General features: G+C 65.8%; 24 protein-coding genes. 16 read left to right on the top strand and 8 right to left on the bottom strand.

The window, feature by feature from the left end; translation table 11 throughout:
* Window positions 1-19 precede the first annotated feature (19 nt).
* The gene (gene coaBC, locus FYM52_RS13820; RefSeq protein ID WP_154164512.1) at window positions 20-1,246 is read right to left on the bottom strand and encodes a bifunctional phosphopantothenoylcysteine decarboxylase/phosphopantothenate--cysteine ligase CoaBC; all 1,227 of its coding nucleotides are present in this window, start codon (window positions 1,244-1,246) and stop codon (window positions 20-22) included.
* Window positions 1,247-1,354: 108 nt separating this feature from the next.
* On the opposite strand from coaBC, the gene FYM52_RS13815 reads away from it, so the two are divergent.
* From FYM52_RS13815 to FYM52_RS13795, 5 genes are all read left to right on the top strand, one after another.
* The gene (locus FYM52_RS13815; RefSeq protein ID WP_154164511.1) at window positions 1,355-3,001 is read left to right on the top strand and encodes a CTP synthase; all 1,647 of its coding nucleotides are present in this window, start codon (window positions 1,355-1,357) and stop codon (window positions 2,999-3,001) included.
* Between the two features lie 150 nt (window positions 3,002-3,151).
* Entirely contained in the window at window positions 3,152-4,009 is an 858-nt protein-coding gene (gene kdsA / locus FYM52_RS13810; protein ID WP_154164510.1) for a 3-deoxy-8-phosphooctulonate synthase, read from the top strand.
* A 179-nt stretch (window positions 4,010-4,188) separates the two neighbouring features.
* A complete protein-coding gene (eno, locus tag FYM52_RS13805; protein WP_154164509.1) occupies window positions 4,189-5,475 on the top strand; it encodes a phosphopyruvate hydratase in 1,287 nt (428 codons plus the stop codon).
* Window positions 5,476-5,538: 63 nt separating this feature from the next.
* A complete protein-coding gene (locus tag FYM52_RS13800; protein WP_042415375.1) occupies window positions 5,539-5,817 on the top strand; it encodes a septum formation initiator family protein in 279 nt (92 codons plus the stop codon).
* 51 nt (window positions 5,818-5,868) lie between these two features.
* On the top strand, window positions 5,869-6,273 hold the full coding sequence (locus tag FYM52_RS13795; protein ID WP_154164508.1) for a hypothetical protein: 405 nt from the start codon (window positions 5,869-5,871) through the stop codon (window positions 6,271-6,273).
* A gap of 149 nt (window positions 6,274-6,422) precedes the next feature.
* Here FYM52_RS13795 and FYM52_RS13790 read toward each other — a convergent pair whose 3' ends face one another.
* Window positions 6,423-7,415 (bottom strand): Hsp33 family molecular chaperone HslO, encoded by a 993-nt coding sequence (locus FYM52_RS13790; RefSeq protein ID WP_162524731.1) that lies wholly within the window; start codon window positions 7,413-7,415, stop codon window positions 6,423-6,425.
* A 42-nt stretch (window positions 7,416-7,457) separates the two neighbouring features.
* The gene (locus FYM52_RS13785; RefSeq protein WP_043379425.1) at window positions 7,458-7,982 is read right to left on the bottom strand and encodes a gamma carbonic anhydrase family protein; all 525 of its coding nucleotides are present in this window, start codon (window positions 7,980-7,982) and stop codon (window positions 7,458-7,460) included.
* A gap of 47 nt (window positions 7,983-8,029) precedes the next feature.
* Here FYM52_RS13785 and FYM52_RS13780 point away from each other — a divergent pair, with 47 nt between their 5' ends.
* The 3 genes from FYM52_RS13780 (at window position 8,030) to FYM52_RS13770 (ending at window position 11,564) form a co-directional block, all read left to right on the top strand.
* Window positions 8,030-8,830: a ferritin-like domain-containing protein gene (locus tag FYM52_RS13780; RefSeq protein WP_154164507.1), complete on the top strand. Its 801-nt coding sequence runs from the start codon at window positions 8,030-8,032 to the stop codon at window positions 8,828-8,830.
* Between the two features lie 49 nt (window positions 8,831-8,879).
* Entirely contained in the window at window positions 8,880-10,139 is a 1,260-nt protein-coding gene (locus tag FYM52_RS13775) for an EAL and HDOD domain-containing protein (protein ID WP_238826216.1), read from the top strand.
* Between the two features lie 141 nt (window positions 10,140-10,280).
* A complete protein-coding gene (locus FYM52_RS13770) occupies window positions 10,281-11,564 on the top strand; it encodes an EAL and HDOD domain-containing protein (RefSeq protein ID WP_043379418.1) in 1,284 nt (427 codons plus the stop codon).
* 75 nt (window positions 11,565-11,639) lie between these two features.
* On the opposite strand, the gene FYM52_RS13765 is transcribed toward FYM52_RS13770, so the two are convergent.
* From FYM52_RS13765 to FYM52_RS13755, 3 genes are all read right to left on the bottom strand, one after another.
* Complete coding sequence (locus FYM52_RS13765; RefSeq protein ID WP_370513850.1) at window positions 11,640-12,620, bottom strand: Bug family tripartite tricarboxylate transporter substrate binding protein; 981 nt, start codon at window positions 12,618-12,620, stop codon at window positions 11,640-11,642.
* 77 nt (window positions 12,621-12,697) lie between these two features.
* Complete coding sequence (xerD, locus tag FYM52_RS13760) at window positions 12,698-13,621, bottom strand: site-specific tyrosine recombinase XerD (protein WP_154164506.1); 924 nt, start codon at window positions 13,619-13,621, stop codon at window positions 12,698-12,700.
* 77 nt (window positions 13,622-13,698) lie between these two features.
* A complete protein-coding gene (locus FYM52_RS13755) occupies window positions 13,699-14,661 on the bottom strand; it encodes a tripartite tricarboxylate transporter substrate binding protein BugE (RefSeq protein WP_043379412.1) in 963 nt (320 codons plus the stop codon).
* Window positions 14,662-14,873: 212 nt separating this feature from the next.
* Between FYM52_RS13755 and FYM52_RS13750 the strand changes: the two genes are divergently transcribed.
* Together FYM52_RS13750 and FYM52_RS13745 are read left to right on the top strand one after the other, a co-directional pair.
* Window positions 14,874-15,794, top strand: a complete 921-nt coding sequence (locus FYM52_RS13750; RefSeq protein WP_162524730.1) for an AEC family transporter — start codon at window positions 14,874-14,876, stop codon at window positions 15,792-15,794.
* Entirely contained in the window at window positions 15,791-16,429 is a 639-nt protein-coding gene (locus tag FYM52_RS13745) for an arylesterase (protein WP_154164504.1), read from the top strand. Before FYM52_RS13750 ends, FYM52_RS13745 begins: the two co-directional genes overlap by 4 nt.
* A gap of 93 nt (window positions 16,430-16,522) precedes the next feature.
* Here the strand turns inward: FYM52_RS13745 and queG are convergent, their stop codons facing one another.
* Window positions 16,523-17,581, bottom strand: coding sequence for a tRNA epoxyqueuosine(34) reductase QueG (gene queG, locus FYM52_RS13740; protein ID WP_154164503.1), 1,059 nt, complete (start codon window positions 17,579-17,581; stop codon window positions 16,523-16,525).
* Between the two features lie 12 nt (window positions 17,582-17,593).
* On the opposite strand from queG, the gene tsaE reads away from it, so the two are divergent.
* The 4 genes from tsaE to FYM52_RS13720 all read left to right on the top strand — a co-directional run bounded on the left by tsaE (window position 17,594) and on the right by FYM52_RS13720 (window position 21,529).
* The gene (gene tsaE, locus FYM52_RS13735) at window positions 17,594-18,106 is read left to right on the top strand and encodes a tRNA (adenosine(37)-N6)-threonylcarbamoyltransferase complex ATPase subunit type 1 TsaE (protein ID WP_042415341.1); all 513 of its coding nucleotides are present in this window, start codon (window positions 17,594-17,596) and stop codon (window positions 18,104-18,106) included.
* On the top strand, window positions 18,103-19,551 hold the full coding sequence (locus FYM52_RS13730) for an N-acetylmuramoyl-L-alanine amidase (protein WP_154164502.1): 1,449 nt from the start codon (window positions 18,103-18,105) through the stop codon (window positions 19,549-19,551). The genes tsaE and FYM52_RS13730 overlap by 4 nt, the downstream gene beginning before the upstream one ends.
* A 190-nt stretch (window positions 19,552-19,741) precedes the next feature.
* On the top strand, window positions 19,742-21,160 hold the full coding sequence (locus tag FYM52_RS13725; RefSeq protein WP_154164501.1) for a PepSY domain-containing protein: 1,419 nt from the start codon (window positions 19,742-19,744) through the stop codon (window positions 21,158-21,160).
* Window positions 21,161-21,310: 150 nt separating this feature from the next.
* Complete coding sequence (locus FYM52_RS13720) at window positions 21,311-21,529, top strand: glycine zipper domain-containing protein (RefSeq protein ID WP_042415334.1); 219 nt, start codon at window positions 21,311-21,313, stop codon at window positions 21,527-21,529.
* A gap of 78 nt (window positions 21,530-21,607) precedes the next feature.
* On the opposite strand, the gene FYM52_RS13715 is transcribed toward FYM52_RS13720, so the two are convergent.
* Window positions 21,608-22,255: a VTT domain-containing protein gene (locus tag FYM52_RS13715; protein ID WP_162524729.1), complete on the bottom strand. Its 648-nt coding sequence runs from the start codon at window positions 22,253-22,255 to the stop codon at window positions 21,608-21,610.
* Between the two features lie 271 nt (window positions 22,256-22,526).
* Between FYM52_RS13715 and FYM52_RS13710 the strand changes: the two genes are divergently transcribed.
* Together FYM52_RS13710 and mutL are read left to right on the top strand one after the other, a co-directional pair.
* Window positions 22,527-22,778: a glycine zipper domain-containing protein gene (locus tag FYM52_RS13710; RefSeq protein WP_154164499.1), complete on the top strand. Its 252-nt coding sequence runs from the start codon at window positions 22,527-22,529 to the stop codon at window positions 22,776-22,778.
* Window positions 22,779-22,841: 63 nt separating this feature from the next.
* On the top strand, window positions 22,842-24,108 hold a 1,267-nt coding region (mutL, locus tag FYM52_RS13705; protein WP_154164498.1), incomplete at its 3' end, for a DNA mismatch repair endonuclease MutL.

Raw genomic sequence — 24,108 nt, 5'->3', positions numbered from 1 at the left:
GGTATCGGTGGAGTGCGCCTCAGGCGCGGGGTGCCGGTGGCAGGCGCCGAGCCAGCTCCTGCACCAGTTGCACGCCCAGCGCAGCCTTGCTGGCCCGCGGCAGCTCGCGGTGGCCCTGGGCATCGACCAGCAACAAGGCATTGTCATCCTGGCCGAAGGTGGCCGGGCCGATATTGCCGACCAGCAAGGGCACGCCCTTGCGCACCCGCTTGGCCGTGGCGTGCTGCAGCAGGTCGTGGCTTTCGGCGGCAAAACCGACGCAGTACAGCGCTCCGCTTTGGGCACGTGGCGACTGGGCGACGCTGGCCAGGATGTCCGGGTTCTCGACAAACGCCAGCGCAGGCACATCGCCCGTGCCGTCCTTCTTGATCTTTTGGTCGCTGGCATTCGCCGGGCGCCAGTCGGCCACGGCGGCCGTGGCGATGAAGATGCTGGCCTGGTCGGCCTGGGACTGCACCGCCGCCAGCATCTGCCGGGCCGACTGCACGTTGATGCGCTGCACGCCGCGCGGCGTGGGCAGGTGCACGGGGCCGGCCACCAGGGTCACCACAGCGCCCGCCGCCTGCGCGGCCGCGGCGATGGCAAAGCCCATCTTGCCGCTGGACAGGTTGGTGATGCCGCGCACCGGGTCGATGGCTTCGAAAGTGGGGCCGGCCGTGATCAACAGCCGGTGCCCGGCCAGCAGCTTGGGGGCGAAGCAGGCGGCGATGTCCTCCAGCAGCTCTTCGGGCTCCAGCATGCGGCCATCGCCGGTTTCGCCGCAGGCCTGGTCGCCCGCACCCACGCCCAGCACCTGCGCGCCATCGGCGGCGGCCTGGGCAAAGTTGCGCTGCGTGGCGGGGTGGGCCCACATTTCGCGGTTCATGGCCGGGGCCAGCAGCAGGGGCACGCGCTCGGTCGGCCGGGCCAGGCACATCAGGCTGAGCAGCTCGTCGGCACGGCCCTGGGCCAGCTTGGCGACAAAATCGGCGCTGCAGGGGGCGATGACGATGGCATCGGCCTCACGGCTGAGGTTGATGTGGGGCATGTTGTTGCCCTCGCGCGCATCCCACTGCGAGGTGTAGACCGTGCGGCCCGACAGGGCCTGCATGGTCACCGGGGTGATGAACTGCTCGGCCGCCTCGGTCATGACCACCTGCACGGTGGCGCCGGCCTTGGTCAGCAGGCGGCATAAATGTGCTGTTTTGTAACAAGCAACGCCCCCGGAGAGGCCCAGAACAATGTGTTTGCCAGCGAGTTCTTGCATGGCGCGAATGTAGCAGAGGCCACGGGGCTGATTGCCCCAGCTTTCAGCGGCAGTTTCTGGCCGGCACCTATAATTCGTCTTTACCACCACCATAAAAACGAACAAGACATGACCAAATTCGTCTTCGTCACAGGCGGTGTGGTGTCTTCCCTGGGCAAGGGAATCGCCTCAGCCTCCCTTGCTGCGCTGCTCGAGTCGCGCGGCCTGAAAGTCACCCTCATCAAGCTGGACCCGTACATCAACGTGGACCCCGGCACGATGTCCCCCTTCCAGCACGGCGAAGTGTTCGTGACGGACGATGGTGCGGAAACCGACCTGGATCTGGGCCACTACGAGCGTTTCATCGAAACGCGCATGCGCCAGTCCAACAATTTCACCACCGGTCGCATCTACCAGAGCGTGCTGGAAAAAGAGCGTCGCGGTGACTACCTGGGCAAGACCGTGCAGGTCATCCCCCACATCACCAACGAGATCCAGGAATACGTCAAGCGCGGCGCCGGCATCGGCACCGACGACGCTGTGGACGTGGCCATCTGCGAAATCGGCGGCACCGTGGGTGACATCGAGTCCCTGCCCTTCCTGGAAGCCGTGCGCCAGCTGTCCCTGAAGCTGGGTCCCAACAATTCGGCCTTCGTGCACCTGAGCTACCTGCCCTACATCGCAGCCGCCGGTGAACTCAAGACCAAGCCCACCCAGCACACCGTGCAGAAGCTGCGCGAAATCGGCATCCAGCCCGATGCGCTGCTGTGCCGCGCCCAGTACGCCGTGCCCGATGAAGAACGCGAGAAGATTTCGCTGTTCACCAACGTGCAGGAATGGGGCGTGATCTCCATGTGGGACGTGGACACCATCTACAAGGTGCCCCGCATGCTGCACGAGCAGGGCCTGGACGGCCTGATCTGCGACAAGCTGCGCCTGAACACCGCGCCGGCCAACCTCAAGCGCTGGGACGATCTGGTCTACGAAACCGAGCACCCCCAGGGGGAAGTGCAGGTGGCCATGGTCGGCAAGTACGTGGAACTGTCCGACGCCTACAAGTCGGTCAACGAAGCGCTCAAGCACGCCGGCCTGCGCAACCACACCCGCGTGAAGATCACCCACATCGACTCGGAAACCATCACCGACGCCAACGCCAAGGAACAGCTGTCCCAGTACGACGCCATCCTGGTGCCCGGCGGCTTTGGTTCGCGCGGTGTGGAAGGCAAGATCTCGACCGCCAAGTTCGCCCGTGAAAACAAGGTGCCCTACCTGGGCATCTGCCTGGGCATGCAGGTGGCCACCATCGAATACGCCCGCCACAAGGCCGGCCTGGAAGGCGCCAACTCCACCGAGTTCGATCCCCACACGCCCAACCCCGTGATCGCGCTGATCACCGAGTGGAAGGACGAGGACGGCACCATCAAGACGCGTGACGCCAACTCCGACCTGGGCGGCACCATGCGCCTGGGCGCCCAGTCGTCCGACGTGCAGCCCGGCACCCTGGCCCACAGCATCTACGGTGACGTGGTAACCGAGCGCCACCGCCACCGCTACGAAGCCAACGTGCAGTACCTGGACCAGCTGCGCGCAGCCGGTCTGGTGATCTCCGCGCTGACGCAGCGCGAGCAACTGACCGAGATCGTGGAACTGCCCAAGGACGTCCACCCCTGGTACATCGGCGTGCAATTCCACCCCGAGTTCAAGTCCACGCCCTGGAACGGCCACCCGCTGTTCAACGCCTTCATCAAGGCGGCCATGGACCAGAAGAAGGCCTGATCCCGGCATCCGGGACAAGTCTGAAAAAAGGAGCTGCCAGCGCTTGAAACGCAATGACTTCAGCATCATTTAAAGCTGAAGTCATTGCATCACCTGCGCAAGCAGCTTTGATTTTTGAAGCATGCACCGCATGCCATAAAGGAACACCCCATGAAACTCTGCGGCTTCGACATTGGTCTGGACCAGCGCTTCTTCCTGATTGCCGGCCCCTGCGTGGTCGAGTCCGAGCAACTGCAGATGGACGTGGCGGGCCAGCTCAAGGAGATCACCTCCGCGCTGGGCATCAACTTCCTGTTCAAGAGCAGCTTCGACAAGGCCAACCGCTCCTCGGGCGCCAGCTTCCGTGGCCCCGGCATGGAAAAGGGCCTGGAGATCTTGGCCAAGGTGCGCAAGGAGATCGGCGTGCCCGTGCTGACCGACGTGCACACCGTGGAGGAAATCCCCCACGTGGCATCGGTGGTCGACATGCTGCAGACCCCCGCCTTCCTGTGCCGCCAGACGGACTTCATCCGCGCCGTGGCCCAGTGCGGCAAGCCGGTCAACATCAAGAAGGGCCAGTTCCTGGCACCGCATGACATGAAGAATGTCATCGACAAGGCGCGCGCCGCCGCCATCGAAGTGGGCCAGGACCCCGACATGTTCACCGCCTGCGAACGCGGCGCCAGTTTTGGCTACAACAACCTGGTCAGCGACATGCGCTCGCTGGCCATCATGCGCGAAACCGGCGCCCCCGTGGTGTTTGACGCCACGCACAGCGTGCAGCTGCCCGGCGGCAACGGCACCTCCAGCGGCGGCATGCGCGAGATGGTGCCCGTGCTGTCGCGCGCGGCCGTGGCCGTGGGCGTGGCGGGCCTGTTCATGGAAACCCACCCCGATCCCTGCAACGCCCTGAGCGACGGCCCCAACGCCGTGCCCCTCAAGCACATGAAGGCCTTGCTGGAGACTTTGGTGGCGCTGGACGACGTGACCAAGCGCCACGGTTTCCTGGAAAACCACTTTTCCGCCTAAGTTTGCGTAAGATGCGCAGCGCGCGACCCGTGAACCAGCTTTCAGCGACAAAGCACGCTCCGTGGGGCGTGCTTTTTCACATGCGCACCGCGCATGCCAGGCAGCCTCGGCCGACACCACAGCCACCATCCCAGTTGCAGCTGCCGACCCAGTTTTGAAAACCTTCCGAGGAAAACACCATGAGTGCAATCGTTGACATCGTAGGACGTGAAGTCCTGGACAGCCGCGGCAACCCCACCGTCGAATGCGACGTGCTGCTGGAATCTGGCGTGATGGGCCGTGCGGCCGTGCCATCGGGCGCGTCCACCGGCTCGCGCGAAGCCATCGAACTGCGTGACGGCGACAAGGGCCGTTACCTGGGCAAGGGCGTGCTCAAGGCCGTGGACAACATCAACGGCGAGATCGCCCAAGCCGTGATCGGTCTGGACGCGTCGGAACAGGCGTTCCTGGACAAGACCATGATCGACCTGGACGGCACCGAGAACAAGAGCCGCCTGGGCGCCAACGCCATGCTGGCCGTGTCCATGGCCGTGGCCCGCGCCGCAGCCGAAGAGGCCGGCCTGCCCCTGTACCGCTACTTCGGCGGCATGGGCGGCGTGCAACTGCCCGTGCCCATGATGAACGTGATCAACGGCGGCGCCCACGCGAACAACTCGCTGGACCTGCAAGAGTTCATGATCATCCCCGTGGGTGCCCCCACCTTCCGTGAAGCCGTGCGCTGGGGTGCCGAAGTGTTCCACGCGCTGAAGGCCATCATCCACCACAACGGCATGTCAACCGCCGTGGGCGACGAAGGCGGTTTCGCACCTTCCGTGGAAAACCACGAAGCCGCGATCCAGCTGATCATCGAAGCCATCGAAAAGGCCGGTTACACCCCCGGCGAGCAGATCGCACTGGGCCTGGACTGCGCCGCTTCCGAGTTCTACAAGGACGGCATGTACGTGCTGGAAGGCGAAGGCAACATGACGCTGAACGCCACCCAGTGGACCGACATGCTGGCTGGCTGGTGCGACAAGTACCCCATCATCTCCATCGAAGACGGCATGCACGAAGGCGACTGGGACGGCTGGAAGATCCTGACCGAGCGCCTGGGCGCCAAGGTGCAGCTGGTGGGTGACGACCTGTTCGTGACCAACACCAAGATCCTGAAGGAAGGCATCGACAAGAAGATCGCCAACTCCATCCTGATCAAGATCAACCAGATCGGCACGCTGACCGAGACCTTCGCCGCCATCGAGATGGCCAAGCGCGCCGGCTACACCGCCGTGATCTCGCACCGCTCGGGTGAAACCGAAGACAGCACCATCGCCGACATCGCCGTGGGCCTGAATGCGGGTCAAATCAAGACCGGCTCGATGAGTCGTTCGGATCGCATCGCCAAGTACAACCAGCTGCTGCGCATCGAGGAAGACCTGGGCGACGTGGCCGTGTACCCCGGCCGTGACGCTTTCTATAACCTGCGTTAATCTTCGGGCTCACCCCCTGCACCAGAACCGGGGCCAACTGGCCCCGGTTTTTTGAATCCACCCATGGTTTCTCGCATCGTCACCGTCGTCTTGCTGAGCCTGCTGGCCATTACCCATGCCCAGTTGTGGCTGGGTGCGGGCAGCATGGACCGCGTGGCCGAACTGCGCGCCCAGATCAACGAACTGCACGCCACCAACGCGCAGGCCCGCAAGGAAAACGAGCGCCTGTCGTCCGAGGTCGCCGACCTGCGCGACGGCCAGGACAGCATCCAGGAAAAGGCGCGCAGCGAGCTGGGCATGGTCCGCCCCAACGAGATTTACGTGCAGATCATGCGCCGCTGAGGGCGCCCGGTCTGCCCTTCCTGCCTTCGGGCCACCCGCTTGCGCCAGCCCTTGCCCCCTGCCCCCCGCATCCTGTTGTGCGCCAGCGCAGCCCACTGCGCCCAGGTGCTGCACGCCGCCGCCCAGGCGCGCGTGCCGCTGCACGGCCTGCAGCCGCTGACGCAATGGCCCACGCCGGCCATGCCGGCAGACAGCCTGCTGCTGTGGGCCCTGCTGCCTACCGGCGCGCCCGATGCCGCACTGCGCCTGGAAGCCGCCTGGCGTGCCGAGCACCTGCCGCACAGCCCCTGGCCGGTCCACATGCTGTACGGCAACGCCGCGCAACAGGCCCAGCAGCTGCGCCCCTGGATCACCACGCCTGCCCAGGGCAATGCCCCCCATCTGCAGGACGACTGCCAGGAGTGCCTGGACGCCGCCAGCGAACACCAGCTGTTCCAGCACCTGCTGCAGCGCTGAGCGCCAGCGCGGCCACGTTGGGCATAAAAAAATAGCTGCCTGCGCTTGTTGGCCCTGGATTTCCGATCTCTTGAAACCGGAAATCCAAGCACACCGCGCGCTGGCAGCTATCTTTCATGCAGCACCCTGCGGGTGCCGCGGCTCCTGAATTACTGCACCGAGGACGAGCCAGGTGCCTGGTGCTGCGCGGCCGTGAACAGCTGGGCCGCATCCACCGCGTCAAAGCGGTACTGGGCGCCGCAGTAGTCGCAGCCGACTTCCACATGTCCCTGCTCCTGCACCACCTGCGCCACTTCTTCCTGGCCCAGGTTGCGCAGCATGTCTTCCACGCGTTCGCGGCTGCAGGTGCAGGCGAAGTGCGGGCCCTGGTCACCGTCCTGGGGCACGAAGCGCAACAGCTTCTCCTCCCAGAACAGGCGGCGCAGGATGGTGTCCACATCCAGCGCCAGCAGCTCGTCGCGCGTCAGGCTGGCGGCCAGGGTGGCGATGCGGTTGTAGTCCTCGCTGGCGCCGATGGCGTCCTGCTCGTCCTGGCGGCTCTCGGTGGCCCCGGCCAGGTTGTCCTGGCCCTTGAGCGGCATGCGCTGGATCATCAGGCCCGCCGCCACCTCGTCGTTGGCGGCCAGCACGATGCAGGTGTCCAGCTGTTCGGACTGGCGCATGTAGTGCTGCAGTACTTCGGAAATCTTCTCAAACGGCTCGCCGTCCATGCCCTGCAGCGGCACCACGCCCTGGTAAGGCTGCTGGCCCGGCAGGCGGTCCTTGGGATCGAGCGTGATGGCGCAACGCCCGCCCCCCTGGAGGTTGACCAGCTCCGCCAGCTCCGCCCCCGCAGGCACGGCGCCATGCACCGAGGCCGTGGCGCGCAGCGCCAGGTTGGACTGCACCTCGGCCACGGCCACCTTGACCGGGCCGTCACCAAAGATCTGGAACACCAGGGCGCCGTTGAACTTGATGTTGGACTGCATCAGCACGCTGGCCGCCGCCATCTCCCCCAGCAGCTCGCGCACGGCGGCCGGATAGGCCCCGGTGTCGGTGTTGCTGGCGCGACGCTGGAGGATGTCCTTCCAGGCATCGGTCAGTCGCACGATCATGCCGCGCACCGGCAGGCCATCGAATAGGAATTTGTGGAGTTCAGACACGCTGTGTGTATCCCAGTCAGTGATTGCTGTAAGTGCCAGGCCTCAGCCCAGCTTGCGCAGCCCCGCCTTGAAGCGGCGCGCATTCTCGATATAGTGCTGCGCACTGCGGCGCAGGCCTTCCATCTGCTCGGGGGTGAGCTGCCGAACCACGCGGGCCGGACTGCCGATGATCATCGATCCATCCGGAAACTCCTTGCCTTCGGTCACCAGCGCACCTGCACCCACCAAGCAATTTTTGCCAATTTTCGCCCCGTTGAGCACGATAGCGCCAATTCCGATCAAGGACTCGTCGCCGATCGTGCACCCGTGCAGCATGACCTGATGGCCCACGGTCACGTGTCGGCCAATCGCCAAAGGCATGCCGAAATCGGCGTGCAGCACGCTGGCGTCCTGCACGTTGCTGCCTTCGCCGATGCTGATGCTGTCCGTATCCCCGCGCACCACGGTGCCAAACCAGACGCTGGCGTCGGCGCCAATCTGCACCTTGCCCATCACCTGGGCGCTGTCGGCGATCCAGGCGCTGTCTGCCACCTCGGGCACCAGTTCTTCCAATGCGTATACGGCCATGCTGTGTCTCCTGTTTTTGTCTGCGCGGGAAAATTAGAATTGTAGGTATGGAGCTTCGACAACGCGCCCTTGAGGTTTTGTGCCTCTGCGACCCCATCCACAAAGCGACGGCTGCTATGGAAATGTTTGCGCACAGCGCACAGTTCTCCATCGCCCCGACCGCGCCCGCTCTGCCGGCCGACTGCCACCTACCCGGGCATCCGCAGCGCCCGGTGCTGCGCCACCACACCGAAGTGGCCCGCCGCTCCCCGGCCACCCTGGAGGGCCGCATCACCCTGATGCACGCGATCGCGCACATCGAATTCAACGCCATCAACCTGGCGCTGGATGCCATCTGGCGCTTTGATGCCATGCCTGCGGCCTACTACCAAGATTGGTTGCAAGTGGCTGGTGAGGAAGGTAAGCATTTTTTACTAATCCGCGACTGGCTTTTGGCCCAGAAGCACGACTACGGCGACTTCCCGGCGCACCAGGGACTGTGGACCATGTGCGAGAAAACCGCACACGACATCACCGCCCGCATGGCCCTGGTTCCGCGCACGCTGGAGGCGCGTGGACTCGACGCCACGCCGCAGATCCAGGCCAAGCTGCGCCAGGCAGGCACCCCCGATGCCTGGGCCGCCGTGGAGATCCTGGATGTCATCCTGCGCGAGGAGGTGGGCCATGTCGCGATCGGTAACCATTGGTATCGCTTCTTATGCCAGCGCAATGATATGGATCCGCAATCGCACTACACTGCATTGGCTCTGAAATACGAAGCGCCTCGCCCTCGCCCACCGTTCAATACCCAGGCCCGACAGGCCGCAGGGTTTACCGACGAAGAGCTGGCCTGGCTGGAACAGCACTGACATGCTGGATTCACAGACCACCCAGATTACGCAACGCCAACCCGCAGACATGTCCGTTATTGCCCCCGTCCAGCCCTCATCCACGCCTGTTGCTCATGCCGGTTCTCCCATGATTGCACGCCAGGCCATCGTGAATGTGGACAAGGATGTGATTGGCTACGAGCTGTTCAACCGCTCCCGCGCTCCGGCCGAACACACGGCGGCCACCGACGTCATCCTGCTGTTCACGGCCATGTCCCATGCCGGCCGCGAAGACCTGGTGGGCACCAAGCTGCTGTTTGTCAACAGCACGCACGAAAGCCTGGCGGGCGGGCACCTGGAGTTGCTCAACCCCGAAAAAGTGGTGCTCGAGGTGGAGCCCCTGGGCCATGTGGCCGCCACCGAGGCAGTGGCCCGCCTGCCGATCCTGCGTGGCCTGCGGGAACGCGGCTTCAAGCTGTCCTTCAACCACACCGTGCTGGAATCGGCCTACGCCACTTGGCTGCCGCTGGCGGACTTCATCAAGCTGGACCTGACCGTGCTGCGCCCTGAGCAACTGGCCGTGCTGGTCAGCTACGCGGCGCGCCATTCCAAGGCCCAGCTGATTGCCACCAAGGTCGAGACCCCGCAGCAGTTCGACCTGCTCAAGAGCATCGGCGTCTCCCTGTTCCAGGGCTACTGGTTCTCGCGCCCTGCCGTGGTCGAGACCAAGCTGCTGGCCCCCAACCAGGCCAGCATCATCCAGCTCATCAACCTGCTGCGCCGCCAGGCCAGCACCGATGAGATCGAGGAAGTGCTGAAAAAGGACGCCGGGCTGGCCTTCAACCTGATGCGCCTGATCAATTCCGCCGGCTTTGGCACCGCGCGCGAAATCACCTCGTTCCGCCAGGCCGTGATGATCATGGGTCTGAAGAAGCTGTTCCGCTGGGCGGCCCTGCTGCTCACCGCCTCCAAGTACGGCAACACCAGCGCCTCCATCGGTCATACCGCCGTCATCCGTGGCCGCCTGATGGAACTGCTGGCCCTGGAGTTCATGAGCGAGGAAGAGGCGGAGCAGGCCTTTGTGGTCGGCATCTTCTCGCTGCTGGACGCGATGCTCAGCATTCCCATGCAGGATGCGCTGCAACTGATCAACATCCCGACCGCCGTGCGCGATGCCCTGCTCAAACACGAAGGCGTCTTTGGCGAGCTGCTGCAGCTGGCCGAAGCCTGCGAAAGCAGCGATGACCTGGCCTTCGACCACTCGGCCTCGGTGCTCCAGCTCACCAGCCAGCAGATCAACTGGGCCCACCTGCAAGCCCTGGCCTGGTGCGACCAGATCACGCAATAAACCTGCGGGACATCACGTACGGAATACCGGTCGCCACGGTGTTGCCAATCCAGTACAGTGGGGCACCAGAGCCTGTTGCACCCACTACCATTGGCGGTTATCTGCTGCCCGCAAAGGCCCATGACCGCGTACACACCACCGATGACCTCTGATTCCAGTGCCTATCCGACCGCTCCCGCCCTGCCTGCCGGCGTGACCGATGACTCCGTGTCCATGATTGGCCGCCAGGCCATTCTGAACGAGCGCCGCGAAGTTTTTGGCTATGAGCTGTTCGATCGCACGACCGCCGTGGATGCGCACACGGCCGCCAGTGATGCGGCACTGCTGTTCAACGCCCTGTCGTATGCCGGCACCGAGGCCCTGGTCGGACGCAAGCTGGTGTTCGTCAACTGCACCCACGAGAGCCTGGTGGGCGGCCACCTGGAGCTGATCCACCCCGACAAGGTGGTGCTGGAAGTGCCCACCCTGGGCGATGACGCCACGCCCGAAGAAATTGCCGCCCTGATCCCCGTGTTCCAAAGCCTGCGCCAGCGCGGCTTTCGCCTGGCGTTCGACCAGAACCTGCTGCGCCGTGCCTACGTGCACTGGCTGCCGATGGCCAGCTTCATCAAGCTCGACATGCTGAGCTTCCCGGTCGAGAGTGCCGAAGCGCTGGTGAAATTTGCCCAGACCCACACCACGGCACAAATCGTGGCGGAGAAGGTGGAGACCCAGGAACAGTTCGACCTGATGCACTCGCTGGGCGTGCGCCTGTTTCAGGGCTTCTGGTTCGCCCGCCCCGATGTGGTGTCCGCCAAGACCGTGCGCCCATCGCAAGGCACCATCTTGCAATTGCTCAACCTGGTGCGCAGCCAGAGCAGCACGGCAGAGATTGAGGAAGTGCTCAAGAAGGACCCCACGCTGTCCTTCAACCTGCTGCGATTCATCAACTCCTCGGGCTTCGGCCTGTCCTGCGAAATCACCTCGTTCCGCCATGCGGTCATGATCCTGGGGCTCAAAAAGCTGTTCCGCTGGGCCGCTCTGCTGATGACCACCTCCCGCGCAGGGGGCACCGCCCCTGCCGTCGGTCAGACCGCCGTGGTGCGCGGCCGCCTGATGGAGCTACTGGCCGCCGAGATGCTGTCCACGGAGGAAGTCGACAATGCCTTCGTGGTCGGGGTGTTCTCCCTACTGGACGTGATGCTGGGCATTCCCATGGACAAGGCGCTGAGTTCGATCGCTCTGCCCCAGACGGTCCAGGACGCCCTGCTGCACAAGACAGGGGTCTACGCCCCCTTCCTGGAGCTGGTGCTGGCCTGCGAGAACGGCGACGACGAAGTCTTTGCCCGCACCTCCGAAGCCCTGCACCTGTCCAACCACCAGGTCAACTGGGCGCACCTGCAGGCCCTGGCGTGGGCCGACAACCTGGCCGACGACGTCGGCTGAGCCGGCACACCACGCCACCGCACATAAAAAAAGCCACCTTTGCGGTGGCTTTTTACACGGCCTCGCGGCGCTGCATCACTGCGCGCGCAGGTTGGCGGCCTTGATGATGCGGGCGTTGTTGGCCGACTCTTGCGCAATCTGCTTGGCAAAGGTCTGCGCATCGCCACCGGTCGGAACGTTGTCCGAAGCCTTGAGCTTGGCCTGGATGTCAGGCTCGGCCAGCGCCTTGTTGAATTCCTTGTTCAAACGCTGCAGCACAGCCTGCGGAGTCTTGGCTGGCGCAAAGATGCCGAACAGCGAGGTGGAATTGGCTCCGGGAAAGCCCAGCTCCGCCAGTGTGGGGACCTGCGGCAGCGATTCCAGGCGCTGCGGTGCACCCACGGCCAGGGCCTTGAGCTTGCCGGCCTGGATGTGCTGCATCACGGTGGGGCCGGCATTCGTCGACAGCACCTCGAACTGCCCGCCCAGGGCATCGTTGAGTTGCTGGCCACCGCCCTTGTAGGGAATGTGCGTGATGTCCACCTTGCTGCTGTACTTCACCTGCTCCAGCACGATGTGCCCCAAAGAAGCCAGGCCGGCGGTCGCCCAGCGCACCGCACCGGGATGGCTCTTGGACTCTGCCAGCAAGGCCTGGAAACTGGACGCACGGTTGGCGGAAGTGCCCAAGATCAGCACGGGCGAATACATCACGCTGACCACGGGGGCCAAGTCCTTTTGCGGATCGAACGGTACCGCGCCCAGGTGCGGGTTCAGGGCCACGGGGCTGATGGCGGCAAAGCCGATCGTGTAGCCATCGGGGGCCGCCTTGGCCACGGCATCCAGGCCAATCGTGCCACCGGCACCGGCCTTGTTCTCCACCACGATGGGGGTGGCCAGTTGCACGCTGAGCTTCTCCCCCAGGGCACGCGCCACCGTGTCGCTCACGCCCCCACCGGGGTAGGCCACCACGATGCGGATCGGCTTGCTGGGCCAGGGTGCGGTCTCAGCCCAGGAAATGGCGGGTGCTGCAGCAGACAGCAGTGCGGCGGCCAACAGGCCGCGGCGCATGGCGTTCATGATCGTTACTCCGTATTGACAAACCAGTCTTTGATTTTGCATCAAGATTAATTTGCCTTAATCCACATCAACACCGCTTAAGCACCTCCGCCACGCGGGTGGTGCTGGGCATGCAGTTGCTGCAGGCGCTCGCGCGCCACATGCGTGTAGATGGTGGTCGTCGAAATATCGGCATGCCCCAGCAGCATCTGCACCACGCGCAAATCCGCGCCATGGTTGAGCAAATGCGTGGCAAAGGCATGGCGCAGCGTGTGGGGCGACAGCGGGGCCGTGATGCCCGCCACCTGGGCATATTTCTTCACCAGCACCCAGAACATCACCCGCGTCATGCCGCTGCCACGCTGGGTGACGAACAGGTCACTCGTGCTTTGGCCATGCAGGATGGCGGCACGGGCTTCCTGCAGATAACGCAGCAGCCAGGCCTGCGCCTCCTCGCCAAACGGCACCAACCGCTCCTTGCGGCCCTTGCCCTCGGTGCGCAGCACGCCGGCCGGAATGTCCAGATGGTGCATCTGCAACCCCACCAGCTCGCTCACCCGCAGGCCGCTGGCATACATCAGCTCCAGCATGGCGCGGTCCCGCAGCCCCAGGGGCGTGGTGACATCCGGCGCCAGCAGCAAGGCTTCCACCTGGGCCTGGGTCAGGGTGTGGGGCACGCGCAGTGGCTTCTTGGCGGCCAGCAGGCGCACCGTGGGATCACTCTGGATGCGGCGTTCGCGCAAGCCCCAGTGGAAATAGCGGCGCAGCACGCTCAGCCCACGGTTGCTGGACACGGCCTTGACGCCCTGCACATGGCGCGCCTGCAAAAAGGCCTGCAGGTGCGACTCCTGCGCCGCATCCAGCGTACAGGCTGCATCGGTCTGCGCCAGAAATTGCGCGCAGGCCGTCAGATCCCGGCGGTAGGCCTGCAAGGTGTTAGCGGACAGGCCATCCTCCAGAAACAGGGATTCGATGAAATCATCGATGGCCGATAGACTGGCCTGCAGGGTTGCATCACTCATGGTCAGCGATTGTGGGCGATAAAAAAGGCGCGGCCCCTATAGGGCAGCGCCTTGGTACCCGGGGACCGATCAGGTCCTCATTCCAGCGTCAGCTTCTGCTCGACCACGACCTTTTTGTAGGTCTCGTACTCCGCCTTGATCTGCTGCGCAAACTCTTCCGGCGTATTGCCGATCACCAGCGAGCCCGTGTCTTCGATGCGCTTGATCACGGCGGGGTCGTGCAGCACCTTCTTGACAGCAGCATTCAGCTTGTCGACCACGTCCTTGGGCATGCCCTTGGGACCCACGATACCGTAGTAGGCCATGCGGTTCACGGGCTCCAGACCCACTTCCTTGAAGGTGGGCACATCGGGCAGCACCGCCAGGCGCGAGGGCGCGGCCACAGCGATCGGCAGCAGGCGCTTGTCCTTGATGAACGGCAGCGCCGAAGGCAGGTTGTCCAGAATCATGGGCACCTGGCCCGCCACCGTGTCGTTCAGCGCGGGGCCCGCGCCACGGTAGGGAATGTGGGTGATGAAGGTGCCGGTCAGGCTCTTGTACAGCTCCATCAGCATGTGCTGGATGCCCCCGGTGCCCGAGGAGGCGTACGAGAACTTGCCCTGGGAAGCCTTCAGCGTGGCCAGGAAATCCTTGTGGTTGGTGGGACCGAACTTGGGGTTCACGGCCAGCACATTCGGTGTGGCCGCGATGTTGATCACGGGGGTGAAGTCCGTGAGGGTGTTGTAGGGGATCTTGGGATTGATGGCGGGGTTGGTGGCCGTGGTGGACACCGTGGCAATCCCCAGCGAATAGCCGTCCGGCGCGGCGCGCGAGGTCTCCAGCGCGCCGATCACGCCGCCGCCACCGCCCTTGTTTTCCACGATCACGGTTTGCCCCAGCTCACGCCCCAGAGGCTCCGCCATCACGCGCGCAATGATGTCCGTCGTGCCGCCGGGGGCAAACGGCACCAGCAGCTTGATGGGTTTCGTGGGATAGGTTTGTGCCATGGCGGCAGAACCCACCAGCGCGAATGCAAGGCCAATGCAGGTGCGACGATTCATAGGTCTGGGACTCCTCATGTTGTAAGTTTGGGTGCAGCGTTTGATGCTAAAGGACGCACTTTCCCAACGGGCAGGCAGGCAACGGCTTTTTTCTCAGTAGATTCCCGGTAACACTTTGTGCATGCCTGCGACCTAAGAACTGTCGCCGGTGCGCCAGCGCGGCAACACTCCAGACCCGCCGGCGGCGCCCGGCCAGAGTAAGCTGTGCGCCCGTGAATTACGCCCAACTCCTCTTCCCCGACTTTGCCCTCATCCTGCTGGGCTATCTGCTGTGCCGCTTCAGCCCGCTGAACCGCCCCATCTGGCAGGGGGCGGAAGCCCTGGTGTACTACCTGCTGTTCCCGGTGCTGCTGTTCCACTCCATCGTCAAAAGTCCGCTGGACTGGGCCGCCACCTCCAGCCTGATCGCGGCGGGCGTCACCTCGGGGCTGGCGGGCATCGCGCTGGCCTACAGCCTGCCGTGGTGGCCCGGGCTGCGCCGCCACATCAGCACGCGCGACCATGCTGGCGCCGCGCAGGTGGCGTTCCGCTTCAACTCCTTCATCGGCCTGGCGCTGGCGGACCGGCTGGCGGGCGCCCAGGGGCTGCTGTTCATTTCCGTGCTCATCGGCTTTTGCGTGCCGATGTTCAACATTGCGGCGGTCTGGCCCATGACGCGCGAGGGCCAGCACAGCTTCTGGGGCCAGCTGATCCGCAACCCGCTGATCGTTGCCACGGTCTGCGGCCTGTGCGCCAACCTGCTGGGCTTTCGCATGCCCAGCTGGCTGGAGCCGCCGGTGGCGCGCATTGGCGCGGCCTCCATCGCCCTGGGCCTGATGTCGGCCGGCGCCGGCATGCAACTGGGCCTGCTCACGCACGCCAAGCGCCTGAGCGTCGGCGTGCTGGGCATCCGGCACCTGCTCCAGCCCCTGATCGCGCTGGGCGCCATCCATGTGTTTGGTCTGCAGGGCGAGCAGGCGCTGGTGCTGCTGTTGTTTTCGGCCCTGCCCACGGCCTCGACCTGCTATGTGCTGGCGGCACGCATGGGCTATAACGGACCGTATGTCGCCGGCCTGGTCACGCTGTCCACCATCCTCGGTGTGCTCAGCCTGCCCTATGCCTTGTCCCTGATGTCCTTGCTGCCCACGCCATGATTCCACGCCGCACCGCCCTGCTCGCCCTGTTGTCCACATCGGTCCTGCTGGCCTGCGGTGCCAAAACACCCCCGGTGGCGGCCGTGCCGGCCGGTGCCAGCGTGCTGGCCCTGGGGGATTCGCTGACCGCCGGGGTCGGTGCCCGCCCTGGCGAGGACTGGCCCAGCCTGCTGGCCGAGCACACGGGCTGGGAGGTGACCAACGCCGGGGTCTCGGGCGACACCAGCGCCCAAGGCCTGGCGCGCCTGCCGGCCCTGCTGCAGGAGCATGCCCCGCTCCTGGTGATCGTGGGGCTGGGCGGCAACGATTTTCTGCGCCGTGCCGCACCCGGCACCACGCGCGAGGCCCTAGAGCAGATCGTGCGCAGCATCCAGGCGGCCAACGCCCAGGCGGTGCTGGTGGCCATACCCCAGCCCAGCCTGATGGCCGCCGCGGGCGCCACGCCTAGCGATCACCCGCTGTACCAGGAGCTGGCCCAGGAACTGAAGGTGCCGCTGATCGCCAACCTCTGGGGCCCCATCCTGGGCGATGCCAGCCTGCGGGCCGACCAGGTGCACGCCAACGCGCAAGGCTATGCGGCCTTTGCCCAGGCGCTGGAGCAGGCCCTGCGCCGCCAGGGCTTGCTGGCACATTGATGAAAAAAGTGAGCGTGCTGCGCTTGCACAGCGGTCGTTTGACAGCTATTCCTTAATGAAACGCTTGCGCCACGCGCGCAGGCCGCTCTTTTTTTATTCGTCCGCAGCCTGCGCCAGCGCCCACTGCACGTGCTCGCGCACCAGGGCGCTGTCGTGCGTGGCCCGCGCCTGCAGCGCCTGGCGCAGCGCCGCCCGGGCATCGGACTGGGACTCTGCGCGCAGCGCATTGCCCAGGGCCACGGCGATGTTGCGCAGCCAGCGTTCATGGCCGATGCGGCGGATGGGGCTGCCTTCGGAGCAGCGCAGGAACGTGGCCTCGTCCCAGCCGAACAGCTGCACCAGGGTGCTGCCGACCATGCCGCCGCGCACATCGAAGTCGGGCAGCGGGCTGCGCTGGGCAAACTTGTTCCACGGGCAGGCCAGCTGGCAATCGTCGCAGCCGTAGATGCGGTTGGCCATCAAGGGACGCAGCTCTAGCGGGATCGCCCCGTCGTGCTCGATGGTCAGGTAGGAGATGCAGCGCCGCGCGTCCACGCGGTGGGGGGCCACGATGGCCCCCGTGGGGCAGGCATCGATGCAGCTGCTGCAACTGCCGCAGTGCGCGGTGACCGGCGCCGTCTCGGGCAGCGCCAGGTCCACATAGATTTCCCCAAGAAAGAACATGGAACCCGCATCGCGGCTCAGCACCAGCGTGTGCTTGCCGCGCCAGCCCTGGCCGCTGCGGCGCGCCAGCTCGGCCTCCATCACCGGGGCCGAATCCGTGAAGGCGCGGTGCCCCAGCGGCCCGACCTCCTGCGCAATGCGCTCGGCCAGCTTCTGCAGCCGGTTGCGCAGCACCTTGTGGTAGTCCCGCCCCCGGGCATAGACCGAGACGATGGCCTCCTGCGGGCGCTGCAGCCGCGCCCATTCCACGGCCTGCCAGTCCTGCGGCGTGCTGTCCGGCAGGTAGTCCATGCGCGCCGTGATCACGCTGACCGTGCCCGGCACCAGCTCCGCCGGGCGTGCGCGCTTGAGGCCGTGGGCCTGCATGTACTGCATCTGGCCGTGGAAGCCCTGGGCCAGCCATTGCAGCAGCCCGTCCTCACAAGACGACAAATCCACGCCGGACACGCCGATTTGGGAAAATCCCAGCTCGCGGGCCCAGTCCTGCATCAAAGGAACCAATTGACTGCTGCACACCATAACCCTTCGATTGTAGAAAGCGGCCCGGCCGACGAGCGCGTGCTCACCTGGCAAGACGAGACGGCGACTGCGGCTTTTGCCGCTGCGCTGGCGGCCCTGCCCGAGGCCCGCAACGCCTACATTACCTTGCACGGCGACCTGGGCGCCGGCAAGACCACGCTGGTGCGCCACCTGCTGCGCAACCTGGGGGTGGCCGGCCGCATCAAAAGCCCTACCTACGCCGTGGTGGAGCCGCACGAAGCCCCGGGCCTGGCCATCTGGCACTTTGACTTCTACCGTTTCGACGATCCGCGCGAATGGGAAGATGCAGGTTTTCGTGACATTTTTGCGGCAGAGGGCCTGAAACTGGCAGAATGGCCGGAAAAGGCTGCTGCGCTGACACCGCCAGCGGACCTAGCTATTCATATTGAAGCAATTGACGAAACCCAGCGCCGCGTCACTCTGCGCACCAGCACAGAGCGCGGGCGGCGCATGCTGCAGCACTGGCCCCAATGAGCGACGACGCCGCGCACCCCCTGTTCACCGCCTACCGTCCCAACCGCCGCACCCTGCTGCAAGCCGGTAGCCTGGCCCTGCTGCTGGCGGGCAAGCAGCAAATCGCCTTCGGCGCCTCCATCATGGCGGTGCGCGTGTGGCCTGCCGAAGACTATTCGCGCGTCACCCTGGAGTCCGATGTGCCCCTGGTGGCCAAGCAGACCCTGATCAACTCGCCGCCGCGGCTGGCCGTGGACATCGAGGGCCTGCAGCTCAACAGCGCCCTCAAGGAACTGGTGGCCAAGGTGCGGCCGGACGACCCGAACATCGCGGCCATCCGCGTGGGGCAGAACAGCCCGAACGTGGTGCGCCTGGTGATCGACCTGAAGCAGGATGCCGTGCCCCAGGTGTTCTCGCTCAAGCCCGTGGCCAGCTACCAGCACCGGCTGGTGTTCGACCTCTACCCCTCCAAGCCCGTGGACCCGCTGGAAGCGCTGATCCAGGAGCGACTGCGCGATGCCAGCAGCCACCCCGACCTGCCGCCAGGCCTCAGCCCCAGCCCCTCCGCACCGGCCCAGGACCCACTGGGCGACCTGATCGCCAAGCACAGCCAGCCCAACGCCGCCCCCCCCACGCCGGCAGCCCCAGCGACCTCGACGGCGACGGCGCCCACAACGGCTGCCCCCGCGTCCAAAACACCGGGCAGCTCCATGACCGCCAGCCCCGCGCCGGCACGCAAGACCGACCGCATCATCATCGTGGCCCTGGACCCTGGCCATGGCGGCGAGGACCCCGGCGCCGTCGGCCCCAAGGGTACCTATGAGAAGGACGTGGTCCTGAAGATCGCCAAGCTGCTGCGCGACCGCATCAACAAGAGCACGGTCAACGGCAGCCCCATGCGGGCCTACATGACGCGCGACGGCGACTTCTTCGTGCCCCTGGGCGTGCGCGTGCAAAAGGCACGCCGCGTGCAGGCCGACCTGTTCATCAGCATCCACGCCGATGCCTTCACCCGCCCTTCGGCCGCCGGCGCCAGCGTGTACGCGCTCAGCCACAAGGGGGCCTCCAGCACGGCGGCCCGCTGGCTGGCGGACAAGGAAAACCAGGCCGACCTGGTCGGCGGCCTGAACGTGCGCAGCCAGGACAAGGGCGTGCAGGAAATGCTGCTGGACATGAGCACCACCGCCCAGATCAACGACAGCCTGAAGCTGGGCACCGCCCTGCTGACGCAGATCGGCGACTTTGCCCGGCTGCACAAGCCCCGCGTCGAACAGGCGGGCTTTGCCGTGCTCAAAGCGCCGGACATTCCCAGCGTGCTGATCGAAACCGCCTTCATCAGCAACCCCGATGAAGAGCAGAAGCTGCGCAGCCCCACTTACCAGGTCAAGCTGGCCGACGCCATGATGGACGGCATCCGCCAGTACTTCATCAAAAACCCGCCGCTGGCCCGTTCCCGCACGGTCTGAGGCGCGCCGGCACCGGCCGCCCGCCGTGGGTGCGGCAGCCCCGCTCCTCCAGGTCCGACCACGGCGCCACGGCCGTGCCGCCTGGGCCGTCGACGGACACCGGGGAACCTTGGGCTGGCACGCGGGTCCAGCACAGGCTGCGCACGCCCTGTGGCCTGCGCCTCCCTCCACCGCCCTCTTTGCATCGCCCATGACACCGTCCCCCCCAGCCCCTGCCAACCCCGCGGCACGCCCACGGATCCATACCGACGTCTACCGCGCCGTCTGGCGCTGGCACTTCTACGCCGGACTGCTGGTCCTGCCCTTCCTCATCTGGCTGGCGGTCACCGGCGGGCTGTTTGTGTTCAAGGACACGATCGACGATGTCTTCCACCGGGAGCTGCGCTTTGCCAGCGCCAGCACCCAGCCAATTCAGCCCAGCAGCCAGCTGATCGCCGCCGCCTTGAACGCGCACCCTGGCAGCTTCGTGAAGTACACCGGCCCGGCCACGCCCGGGCGCACGGCGGAAGTCGGCATCGCCACCGCACAGGGGCGGCTGATGGTCTATGTGGACCCCAGGGAAGGCACGGTGCGCGGCGCATTGCCCGAAGGCGGCAACGTGGCCTGGACCATCCGCAAGCTGCACAGCCTGAAGTATTTCGGCAGCATCGCCCGGGGCGCGATCGAGATCGCCGCCGGATGGGCCATCCTGCTGGTGCTGACCGGCCTGTACCTGTGGTGGCCGCGCGGGCGCATCCAGGGTGTCGTGTCCGTGCGCGGCACGTCCAGGCAGCGCGTGTTCTGGCGCGACCTGCATGCCGTGACCGGCCTCTTCGTCGGGGCTGCGCTGCTGTTCCTGGCGATCACCGGCATGCCCTGGTCGGTGTTCTGGGGCGCCAAGGCCAATGAACTGGCCAACGGCCACAACTTCGGCTACCCGGCCGGGGTGCGCGTGCAGGTGCCGATGTCCCAAGCCCGGCTGAGCGACCACACGACCACCGCCTGGTCGCTGCAGCAGGCACAGATTCCGCAGTCCGGGCCCGCCGACCAGGACGCCCATGCGGGCCACGCAGGCCATGCCGCAGCCATGCCCGCCAGCCCCACACAGGCCGACGGTGCCCTCGGCTGGGATGCGGCCATCGCCATCTTCGACCGCCTGGGGATTGCGCAGGGCTACACAGTACAGCCCCCCAAGGGCCTTACCGGCGTCTATTCCGCCTCTATCTACCCGCACGACCTCGACCAGCAGCGTGTGATCCACATCGACCAGTACAGCGGCCTGCCCTTGGTCGACATGCGCTACCAGGACTATGGCCCCCTGGGACGGTGGCTGGAATGGGGCATCAATGTCCACCTGGGCCAGGAATTCGGCATGGTGAACCAGGCCGTGCTGGTGGTGGCCTGCCTGGCCATCGTCCTGCTGTGCGTCAGTGCGGGCACCATGTGGTGGAAACGCCGGCCGGCCAAGGGCTGGGGCGTACCTCCCCAGCCGCAGGATGCCCGCAGCCTGTCGGGCATCACCGCCTTGCTGGCCGTGGGCGGTGTGCTGTTCCCCCTGGTTGGCGCTTCGTTCCTGGTCATCGCGCTGCTGGACCGCTGGCTGTGCCGCCCCGCGCAGCCGGCCACCTAGGCATACCCTCCCCCAACGCTGGCCGTCCCGGTGGGCAGGTGGGGCAGGCACAGGCTCCCTGGACCTACAGGCCTGTGCAAGCACGCCCGACGCCGGGCACGGCGCAGGCCCCGGATACTGCAGGGACTTGTGAATGACAGGAGTTCAAGCATGCAACAACCACACACTTGGCTGACCGCCCTGGCACTGACCACCACCCTGGCCCTGGGTGGCTGCGCCAACAACCAGCAATTGGGCACCGGCGTGGGGGCCGTGGCAGGGGGGCTCGTCGGCGATGCCGTGCTGGGTGGCACCATCGGCACCCTGGGCGGTGCGGCAGCCGGTGCCGTGATCGGCAACCAAATCGGCAAGAACCAAGACCAGAAATGACCGTGCGCCGCCTGGGAGCGCACAAACAAAAAGCCGACCTGGGTCGGCTTTTTGTTTGGCTGGGCACCCGTGCGCGGGTCAGGCCTGCGGCGTCTGTCGCCCGGTCTTCCAGCCGCCATACAGCGCCACCGCACCCGGGATCAGGATCAACGCCCAGATGATGGTTTCCAGGTGCTCACGCACCCACAGCAGATTCCCAAAGAAATAGCCCGCCGACACAATCCCCAGCACCCACAGCACGGCGCCGGCCACATTGAACACGCTGAACTTGCCGCGCGACATGTGGGCCACGCCCGCAGCAAAGGGCACAAAGGTTCGGATAAAAGGCATGAAGCGCGCCAGGATGATGGTCACGCCGCCATAGCGTTCATAAAAAGCATTCGCCTTGTCGAAGGCTGCACGGTTGAACCAGCGCGACTTTTCCCAGCGAAAGACCTGGGGGCCGACCATGCGCCCCACCGTATAGTTGCACTGGTCGCCCAGAATGGCGGCCGCCAGCAAAATGCCGCAGGCCAGCGGGAAATGCAGCATGCCCACACCGGCCATGGCGCCCACAATGAACAGCAGCGAATCCCCGGGCAGGAACGGCATCACCACCAGGCCGGTTTCGACAAACACGATCAGGAACAGCAGCGCGTAGACCCACGCGCCATAGGCCACGACCAAGGCCTCCAAGTGCTTGTCGATATGCACAATGAAGTCGATCAACAACGAGACGATTTCCACCACCACATCCTCAAAGTCCAGCCTGCACCGTGTGCGGACCGGCGTCCAAACAAGGCGTTAATGTAGTCCCATGCGCAGACCTCTCGGCCCCAAGCCGGGTGTTGGCGCGCTGGTTGTCCACACACTCGGACATTGCCTGCAACAAGCTGCAAACCAAAACCACAAATGCTTGCAATACGGGACAGAACTTTGCAGGAAGTTCATGCCAGCCACCGCCAGACACAGGCACAGTGGCACCCGAGTTTGAAATTCAACATGCAAGGAGGTGCACATGATCAAAGCTCGCAACACATTGTTGGTCGCCGCTGTGGTGGGCGCTTTCGCACTGGGGGGCTGTGCCCACCGCCCACCCAGCAATGCCCAGGTCGGCACAGGCGTCGGCGCGGTGGCCGGTGGCCTGCTGGGCAATGCCGTGTTCGGCTCCACCCTGGGCACCGTGGGCGGTGCCGCGGCCGGCGCCCTGATCGGCAACCAGGTGGGACAGAACAGCGACTACTACGATGGTCGCCGCCGTCGCCGCTGATCCCGGCGGGACCCGAAAACCTCTTGCCGCAGCGCCCCGAAGGGGCTGCATACAATGCGGTCAATGACCGCTTTTGCCCCTGCTGCGCCGCGCCGCGCCATCCAAGACCTGCCCGATGAACTCATCAGCCAGATTGCGGCTGGTGAGGTGGTGGAACGCCCCGCCTCGGTGGTGCGGGAACTAGTCGACAACGCCCTGGATGCCGGCGCCACCCAGATCACCGTGCGCCTGCTGGCAGGCGGGGTGCGGCTGATCGCCGTCGAGGACGACGGCTGCGGCATTCCGCGCGAGGAACTGCCCGTGGCGCTGCGCCGCCATGCCACCAGCAAGATCCGCGACCTGCAGGAGCTGGAGCACGTGGGCACCATGGGCTTTCGTGGCGAGGCGCTGGCCGCCATCGCCTCGGTGTCGGAGACCAGCATCCTCTCGCGCCTGGACGGTGAAGACAAGGCCTGGCTGCTGGAAGCACGCAGCGGCGAGCTGCGCCCCGCGCCGCGCAACCGCGGCACCACGCTGGAGGTCAAGGAGCTGTTCTTCAGCACCCCGGCGCGGCGCAAATTCCTCAAGAGCGATGCCACCGAGCTGGCGCACTGCATCGAGTCCGTGCGCCGCCACGCCCTGGCACGCCCGGACGTGGGCTTTGCCATCTGGCACGAAGGCAAGCTGGTCGAGCAATGGCGCGCCGTGCCCCTGGCCGAAGGCGCCGACCGCAACGAGGCCCTGGCCCGCCGCCTGGGCGATGTGCTGGGTGACGACTTCATCGCCAACTCCATCGCCGTGCAACGCACCTCGGCCTCCAGCGGCATCACCGTATATGGCCGCGCCGGCCTGCCCGACGCCGCGCGCAGCCGCCCCGACCAGCAGTACTGCTACGTCAACGGCCGCTTCGTGCGCGACAAGGTGCTGACCCACGCCGCCAAGAGCGCCTACGAAGACGTGCTGCACGGGCACAAACAGCCCATCTATGCCCTGTATGTGGAGATGGACCCGGCCCGTGTGGACGTCAACGTCCACCCCACCAAGATCGAGGTACGCTTTCGCGACAGCCGCGAAGTGCACCAGGCCATCAAGCACGCCGTGGAAGACGCCCTGGCCGCGCCGCGCGCCGCCTTGCTGGCCGACGCCGCGCAGGCCCCGTTGACCGAAGCCAACGCCCCGGCAGCCCCGGCCAGCCTGGGCTGGCAGCCCAGCACCAGCCCCGTGCGCGCGCCCATGGCGCCGCAGGTGCAGTACGCCATGCCCCTGCAGGAGGTGGCGGGCCACAAGGTCAACGACCTGCAGGCCCTGTGGGCGCCGCTGCGCGAGGCCACGCCCGCCCCCAGCGCCAGCC

Source organism: Comamonas sp. CAH-2, from assembly GCF_009668305.1.
GTDB classification, from domain to species: Bacteria; Pseudomonadota; Gammaproteobacteria; order Burkholderiales; family Burkholderiaceae_C; genus Comamonas; species Comamonas aquatica.
This window is presented reverse-complemented; position numbering and strand designations above follow the sequence as displayed.